Origin of the sequence: Chitinophaga eiseniae (genome assembly GCF_900167135.1) — a bacterium.
In the GTDB taxonomy this organism is placed as follows: Bacteria; Bacteroidota; Bacteroidia; order Chitinophagales; family Chitinophagaceae; genus Chitinophaga; species Chitinophaga eiseniae.
Genome location: NZ_FUWZ01000013.1, coordinates 22,435 through 31,050 on the forward strand (window position 1 = coordinate 22,435; position 8,616 = coordinate 31,050).

Below are 8,616 nucleotides of genomic sequence, written 5' to 3' on the forward strand. Positions count from 1 at the left end.
GGGTATTAAACATTATTCATAAAATCCAGCAGGTCGTCCACATCTTCCAATTCATTTTCCTGTACCTGTGGTTTTTCTGCCTTATGTTGTTCCAGGTAATCCGAAAGTGCGCGCACCGTTGGGTACTGGAACAATACGATGATCTTCAGTTCCCTTTGCAGCGCGTTGTTCATGAGGGATAAAAGCTGGAATGCTTTCATCGAGTTGCCGCCGATTTCAAAGAAGTTATCTTCGATGCCCAGGTCCTCTGTTTTGAGATAATCACTCCAGAGTGCTACCAGCTGTTTTTGCAGCGGGGTCCGGGGCGGTGCTGCCACCCTGGCTGTTACGCCGCTGCTATCGGGCATTGGCAGGCGCTTGTGATCTATCTTGCCGTTGGCCGTATGCGGGAATTCCTCCATTTTCACCATAAATGCAGGCACCATGAATGCGGGCAACTGTTGTTTCACGAATGCTGTAAGCGCATTGGCATCTGCTGCATCGCCGCGAAAATAGGCCACCAGCACAGGCTGGTCCTTTACCTTCACGGCTGTTACCACGCATTGCGCAACTGCCGGGTGCGATAACATCACACTTTCTATCTCCTCCAGTTCTATCCGGTAACCGTTCAGCTTAACCTGCCTGTCCAGCCGTCCGAGACATTCCAATTCTCCGTTGGGCAGCCAGCGGCCCAGATCGCCGGTCCTGTAAATGCGCTCACCCGGCCTGAACGGGTCGGGAAGGAAACGGCTGTCGGATAACTCCTGGTTAAAGAGGTAGCCCATAGCCACGCCATCGCCACCGATACACAACTCTCCGGCTACGCCCACCGGGCAAAGCTGCTGCAGATGGTCCAGCACGTACATATTGGTATTGGCGATGGGCTTGCCTATGGTAACGGCGCCGGTAGCGTTCAGTTCTTTAACACAAGACCAGATCGTGGTTTCGGTAGGGCCGTACATATTGAAAATATTCCTTCCGGTATGTGTGGAGAGTTTTTCAGCCAGTGATCTCTTCAGCTCCTCACCTCCTACCAGCAGGGTATTGATCTGCTGTAAGGCTTCATGGCTGCGGGGATTCAGCAACAGCTCTTCGTACAGCGAAGGGGTTGACTGCATATGTGTGACCTCATACCGTTTTATCAGGGAAGCGGTCTCCTGGTCTCCCGTCAGCTTTTCCATCCGCCGCACCACCAGGTCTGCCTGTACTTTTTTCCGCTCCACCAGCTCTTTCAGCCGGTGCAGGTGCTGCAGGCTGTTGAGCACCTGGTCGTCGGGGATGCCGAAGTCGATCAGGCAGGCAATCTCGCTGATGCCGGACGCATATATCCTGTTAATGATGTCCAGGCAGTCTTCCGGTGTGCCGAAAAGGCCGCTCGTGCTGTAAAAACGCAGGAATCCCATATCCAGCAGGGTGTCCATGTCCTGCTCTACATCCAGGCCGTTCTCCTCTGCGATGGGCTTCAGCAGACCAAGTGAGTTACGGAGATAGTTTTTAAACGGCGCCTCTACTGTTGACCTGATGGCTGCTGCATCGGCATCTACAAAGGTGTGGACCATCAGCGCTACTTTTCCCTGTGCCGGGTTAAAGCCGTTTTCTTTCAGCGCCTCCTGGTAGATGCGCACTTTCTCTGCGAGGTCTTCGATGCTTTGGCCGAGCAGGTGGGTCAATACATTAGCGCCGATGCTACCGGCGTAACGGAAAGTTTCGGGGCTGCCGGCAGCAGTGATCCATAGCTGTAGCTTCTCCTGCACCGGTTTGGGGTGCAGCCGGAACTCAAAATCTTTTCCTACGCCATTTTTACGTGTGAGCGGCTTGCCTCCCCAGAAGTCCGTAAGGGTCGCTATTTTGTCGCGCATTGACTGATGCCTGTTCTGATATTCGGCAGGCGCCAGCACAAAGTCATTCGGATGCCACCCGGAAGCGATGGAGAGCTCCACCCTGCCGTTGGATAGATTGTCGATCATGGACCATTCTTCGGCCACTCTCACCTCATCGTGCAGCGGGAGTACCACGCTGCCCGAACGGATGGTAATGTTACGGGTAATGGTGGATACCGCGGCCGCGGCAACAGACGGGTTAGGAAACTGGTCGCCGAAATTATGGAAATGGCGCTCCGGCACCCAGATCGCTTTAAACCCGTTCTGATCTGCGAAGGTGGCGCCTTCCAGCAGCAGCCGGTATTTGTCTTTCTCAGATTGAGAGCCGGTGGGAAAATAGAAGAGGCTGAAATCAAGATGGGGCCTTGGCTGTACAGCGACAGGCATTTCCAGCTGCAACACCACCTTATCCCCCCTTGTTATCGTCCACAAAAGTTCGAGTATGGAGATATCGAAGCTGATGCTGGTTACTGCCAGCCAGCTGGCAGGGTGTTGTCCCTGCGGAAAATGCAATGCCATCCCTTCCATGAAATTCACCAGGTTGCGGTGTGAAACCTGGACGCCTTTGGGTTTCCCGGAAGATCCTGATGTGAATATCACATAGGCTGCCGACGCGCTGTCCGGGTGTGACAGTGGTACAACGGCGGTATCCTCCCACAGCGCATGGTTGGAAACATCGATGACGGTAAACCCGCCAGCGATGATAGCACTGGTATCTTTATCTGCCAGCATAAATTTCGTGCGGCTGTAAGTAGCCACGTAGTCGATGCGGTCCAGCGGATAGAACGGGTCAATGGGCAGATAGCCCGCACCTGTCCTGAGCACTGCGATGATGGCCACCAGCAGGTCTGCAGACCTTCCCATGCATACGCCTACACACTCGCCTGTACCAATGCCCGCACTAACCAGGTATGCAGCGAGTGCGGCGGATTGTTCATTCAACGCGGCATAAGTCAGCACCTGGTCTTCACAAATCAGTGCGATGGCTTCCGGTGTTGCCGCAGCCTGTTTTTCGAACAGCTGCACAAACGTAGTGGCAGTATCGTAAGCGTGCTGCGTGTTATTGAAGCCGGACACCAGCTTTTCGATCTGTGCGGCATCCAGGTAAGCGATGCGCTGTACTTCCGTTTCAGGCGCCGTTATTGCTTCACGAAGGAAACATTCAAAATTAGCGGCCAGCTGCGCTACAAACTCCGGCTGGAAAAGGTCGGTGTTGTAGTCGATCACGGCAGACAGATGTTCTTCATCTTCAGAGAAGGTGAACGTCAGGTCATATTTACTCATGGTGGCCGCGAGGTCATGATAGAAAGATGTCTTCAGCGCACGAAAACCACTACTGACAGCACTACCGGCGGCATTCCACTGATGTGCCACCAGCACATCGAACAAGGGCGAGCGGCTTACATCCCTGGCGATGTTCAGTTTATTGACCAGCTCTCCGAAAGAATAACCGGCATGAGCATACGCTCCGTCCAGCACAGACTTCTGCAACTCGTATATTTTCCGGAAACTGTCCGCCGCCTGGAACTGCAGGCGTACGGGCAGCGTATTGATATACAGGCCTACCTGCCCTTGCAGGTCGGGGGAATTTCTACCTGAAACGGGCGTACCCAGCACGATATCTGTTTGTCCTGTGTAGCGGTACAGCAGAGCATTCAGCGCAGCCATCAGGGTAGTGAAAGTGGTACCTTTCTGCTCCCTTGAAAAGGCCTTTAGCTTTTTTACCAGTTCTGCCGGGTATCGATGTACAAATGCCGCCCCCGCATATGTTTTAAGCGCAGGACGTGTTTGATAGGTGGGTAAATTGAGTATTGGCAGTTCGCCTTCAAAGCGCGACAGCCAGTATTGTTCCTCCCCGGCGCGGTCGCTCCTGGAAGTCTCCCATACAGCATAATCCTTAAACTGGATGTTCAGTGCGGGCAATACTGCATCGGTGCCACTCACGATGGCGTTGTAGTACTGCATCAATTCATGCACAATAATTTCCAGCGAGGCGCCATCCGCGATGATATGATGAATATTCAGGCCCAGCACATGCTGCGTTGCCGACTGGCGGATCAGGCAAACCCTCCACAGGAAATTATCCCTGAGCAGGAAGGGCGTGTTGCTAAAGGTAGCTACCACTTCTTTTACCGCCTCTTCATCGTCCAGAACAATCATGCGAATATCGGGGACGCTGGCAGCAGGCTCCAGTATGCGCTGTACCACCATGCCGTCCTCTCCTTCCGTAAAATGTGTGCGGAGTATTTCATGTCTTGCAACGAGTTTTGCCAATGCCTGCTGTAAGGCAACCACCTGGAGATCGCCTTCGAGCTGCAGTATTACCGGCAGGTTATAGGCACTGTTAATCTCATCCATCTGGCACAATATCCAGAACCGCCACTGCGCGGTGGTAACAGGATAGGTGGCTGCAGGCGCTGCTACGGGGATATGCGCCGTTGCATTTCCCTGCCCGAGCGACGACAGGTAATCGATGATATCCTGTTTATGTTCCCTGATGGATGCCAACAGGGATTCCGGAATATCTTCCTTCTCAAAAGACAATTCGAGGTTGGCTCCGGAAAGGGTTACCGAAATTCCCTGCTCCCGAAGCTGTTTCAACAAAAATGGAACATTCATACTTAGATAAGGATTTTTTTCTGATTTACGGATACCTGCGGCTGCTGTTGCTGGGACAGGAGTTGTTCTACGTGAAGCGCAAAAGAGGAGATACAAGGATCTGCAATGAACAGCTCCAGCCTGAAATCAATGTTATATTCTTTTTTTACGAGGTTCAGTACTTTGTACATGCTGAGGCTATGCCCACCCAGTTCAAAGAAATTATCTGTTGTTCCTACTTTATCCAAAGAAAGCACCTGCATCCACAGTTCGGCCAATCGTTTCTCCACGGCAGTTTCCGGCGCTACATAGGCGGAATGCCGGGCATATTGACTGACATCGGGTAAGGCTGCCTTGTCTATTTTACCATTCAGCGTTACCGGCAAGGCCTCCATGATCACCACATGAGCGGGCACCATATAGTCAGGCAACACGCCTGCCAGCTGCCGGCGTATATCTGTGGCAGTTACCTCACCATCAGGCACCACATAGGCGGCCAATTGTTTCTCGCCGTTCTTTACCACTACATCCACGTGGGCCTGAAGTATACGGTCGGATGCCAGCAGATGGCTTTTGATTTCTCCCGGCTCTATCCTGTACCCGCGGATCTTCACCTGGTTGTCATTCCGGCCCAGGTACACGAGATCGCCATCTCTATCGAGGTAGGCAAGATCACCGGTTTTATAAACCACACCATCGGCCCATGGCAATTGCAGGAACCGCTCCGCCGTCAGCTCAGGAAGATGCTGATAACCGGCAGCTACGTTGGCCCCTCCAATGTATACTTCACCGGTAACATATAACGGTACCGGCTGTCGATGGGTATCCAGCAGGTACACCCCTGTATTCGGCAACGGTTTGCCGATAGGCACATATGCCTGGTAGTTCTGCCGCGCCGCACCCATGGTATAACTGGTGACCACATGGGTCTCTGAAGGTCCATAGTGGTTATGCAAACACAATGAAGGATGCTGGTGCAGGAAGTTTTCCAAAGTCTTGTTTACTGTCAGCTGCTCACCGGCGCACAGGATATGTTTGATCCGCTGTTGTTCGATGAAGGAAGGTTCCAGCCTGTCAAAGAAATTAGAGAGCGCAGAGAAAGGGAAACACAGGGTTTCAATTTTATTTGCAACGATGTACGCGGACAATGCCTGAAAGTCAGCTTTCATCTCTTCCGGCGTAATGTAAATAGTACCGCCGCTACTGCATACAAACCAACTGTCCTGTACGGATACATCGAAGCTGAAAGAATTATATTGCAGGAACCTCAAACCGGTGTCGATACCCGACTCACAGATATTCCAGTGAATGAGATTATTGAGCATGCTATGCGTTTGTACCACCCCTTTGGGCTTACCGGTGGAGCCGGAAGTATAGATCAGGAAAGAAGGGTCTGATGGCTGGTTTACCAACACGGGATTGTGATGGCTCCAGTCGGCATAGTTAAAATCATAGAGATCAATAAAGGCGATACCTTCGGGTACCGTTCCCTCCGCAATATTTTTGCTGCTTAATACCAGGGAGAGGTCAGCATCCTGCATGATGTAACGGATACGGTCTTTCTGGTATTTATGATCCACCGGCACATAACAGGCGCCTGATTTCATGACGGCGATCATGGCCAGCACACTGAGATGTGAACGTTCGAGCATTACCCCGATTTTTACGCCCGGCCCTGCACCATGCGTCTGGCGCAGATAGTCAGCCAGCTGGTTCGCCTTGTCATTGAGCTGCCGGAAGGTAAACTGCTCATCTTTAAACACAACGGCTATATGATCAGGAATTTTTCCTGCCTGGGATTCCATCAGCGATATCACACTTTCTGCTATATAGGCCGGTTTGGCTTCACCAACGGCGAAAGCATAGTCAGCGGCAGACAAATAGCTGACTTCGGCCAGCGGGGCTTCCGGATTCAGAAAAACCGCTGCCAGCAGTTGCCGGAAGTGTTTCATGAATTGTATGATCAGCTGCCTGTCGTACAGGTCCGTATTATATTCGGTACTCAGCGTAAGCGCATCTTTGCTGCCTGTGATGCTGATAAGCAGATCGAACTTACTACCGGTATGGGCTGTCAGTTCATAGTCATCTGATGCCGCTATTCCTGGTTGGTTATCGGGCAGTACGACGAGCATCACATCGAAAATCGGGTTCCGGGAGGCATCTTTTTTCAGCCGCAGGGATTTTACCACCTCTTCAAAAGGATATTGCTGGTGTTTATGCGCAGCTTCCGCCGTTTGTTTCACCTGGCTGAAAAAAGTATGAAAAGTATCCGTAGCTTTTATTTCATTGCGTAGCGCGACCGTGTTGGTATAAAACCCTATCTGCTCTTTCAGGTCCGGATGTTCCCTTGCCGCAAAGGGGCTGCCAATAATGATATCGGTGGCGCCGGTATATTTATTCAGGATAATATGCAGGGATGTCAGCGCTACGGTAAAGAGCGTGCTGTTGTGACGGAGGGCATACTGTGTCATCATCCTGCTCACCTCTTCTGGTATACGTGTTGCGATCGTTTCCCCCTGATAGGTTTTCAGCGGCGGCCGGACGCTTTTGAGGGGAAATGACAGTACCGGCAGTTCGCCCTGCAGCTGTTGCAGCCAGTATTGCTGCTGCGAGGCCAGTTGGCCGTTCTCCAGCTGCTGAAGCGCCCAGGCGGTGTAATCACGGTATTGAATCCTCAATGGCGGCAACACCGGTGTTGTACCGGACTGATAAGCCGCCACTGTCGTAGTGATCTCCCGTTGCAGCACCGGCAGGGACCAGGCATCTGAAATAATGTGGTGCATGGCCCAATGCAGCAGCAGCTGGTTTTCGGGCAAAACAAACACGATCACCCGGAACAGCGGACCATGCTGCAGGTCAAACAGCTGTTGGGCGTCTTCCCTGATCTGCGCTCTTATATCCTCCTGACAATTAACCTGGTCACCAAAATCCACGATACGGAGGGTAACCTTAAAATCTGCTGTCGCCACCACGCGCTGAAAAATGTCCTGGTGTTCATCAGCGACAAATACCGTACGGAGAATTTCGTGCCGGTCCGCGATATGATGGATGGCCTTCTCCAGCATGTCAGTCGTCGTTTGTTGCAGCAGCAGTTGAAAGCCGGTGTAATAGGCGCGCGAAGCCTGCTCCTGCTGTGATTCCAGCCAAAGCCTTAATTGTGCGCCGGACACCGGGTAATATCCGGCATCTGGTATCCGCGGGATTGGCGTATACTTTTCATTTCCGGCCAGCGCTTCCAGGTAAGCGATAATTTCCGGCTTATTATTTTTCAGCAGGCCAATTGTTTCCTCGTTACGATGAGGCACGGGAATATCAGCCTCCAGCTGACCGTTTACTAATCGGACCGCAATCCCCTTTTCCCTGATTGCTTTAATAACAGATACGATTTCCATGGATCAAATAATTATCTTATCAGCAAATTTGTCTGCATCCTGTTGACGCAGCCACTGTGCATTGTTTATATTTTCAGCGAGATACATAATAGTAGGTTGACGGAACAGCAACTGCAGATCGAGCGACACGTCAAACTCCTTAAACACGCGGGACAGCATAGCGGTCGCTTTGAGGCTATGCCCTCCCAACTCAAAGAAGTTATCCCTTATACCGATCTGGTCGATGCCCAGCACTTCCTGCCATATTTCTGCCAACCTCGATTCCGTTTCATTCGTTGGCGGGCAGTATTCATTTCTGATGATATCTGCTGCTGTCACAGCAGGCAACAAGCGCCTGTCTGTTTTGCCGTTGGAGCTGAGCGGAATACTTTCCAGTTGCACATAATGGGAAGGAACCATATAGGCGGGCAACACATGCGACAGGCTATCCTTCAGCCATTGCCTGTCTATCGTCCCGGAGGCCACTACGAAGGCTGCTATTACCTTATCGCTATCCAGTTCCTGCACCACTACTGCTACCTGCCTGACGGCTGGCTGCCTCAAAATGGCTTGTTCTATCTCTCCCAACTCTATCCGGTATCCACGTACTTTCACCTGGTCGTCGGCACGGCCGGACACCGCGATGGAGCCATCCGGCAGCCACCTAGCCACATCTCCCGTGCGGTACAATTTCTCCCCCTCACGGAAAGGATGTGTGATGAAACGTTCTGCGGTGAGCGACGGGTTATTCAGATAACCCCGTGCAAGGCCTGCGCCTGCAATGCACA

The 8,616-nt window shown here is 52.1% G+C and carries 3 protein-coding genes; all 3 read right to left on the reverse strand.

The genetic code is table 11. The features are described 5' to 3' along the window. Positions 1–5: 5 nt before the first annotated feature. Complete coding sequence (locus B5D63_RS34275) at positions 6–4,478, reverse strand: MupA/Atu3671 family FMN-dependent luciferase-like monooxygenase (protein WP_078673412.1); 4,473 nt, start codon at positions 4,476–4,478, stop codon at positions 6–8. Positions 4,479–4,480: 2 nt separating this feature from the next. After that, positions 4,481–7,849 carry a non-ribosomal peptide synthetase gene (locus tag B5D63_RS34280; protein ID WP_078673413.1) on the reverse strand — a complete coding sequence of 1,123 codons (3,369 nt, stop codon included), beginning with the start codon at positions 7,847–7,849 and terminating at the stop codon, positions 4,481–4,483. Positions 7,850–7,852: 3 nt separating this feature from the next. Then, positions 7,853–8,616: phosphopantetheine-binding protein (locus B5D63_RS34285; RefSeq protein WP_143313359.1), on the reverse strand; the 764-nt coding region annotated here is incomplete at its 5' end.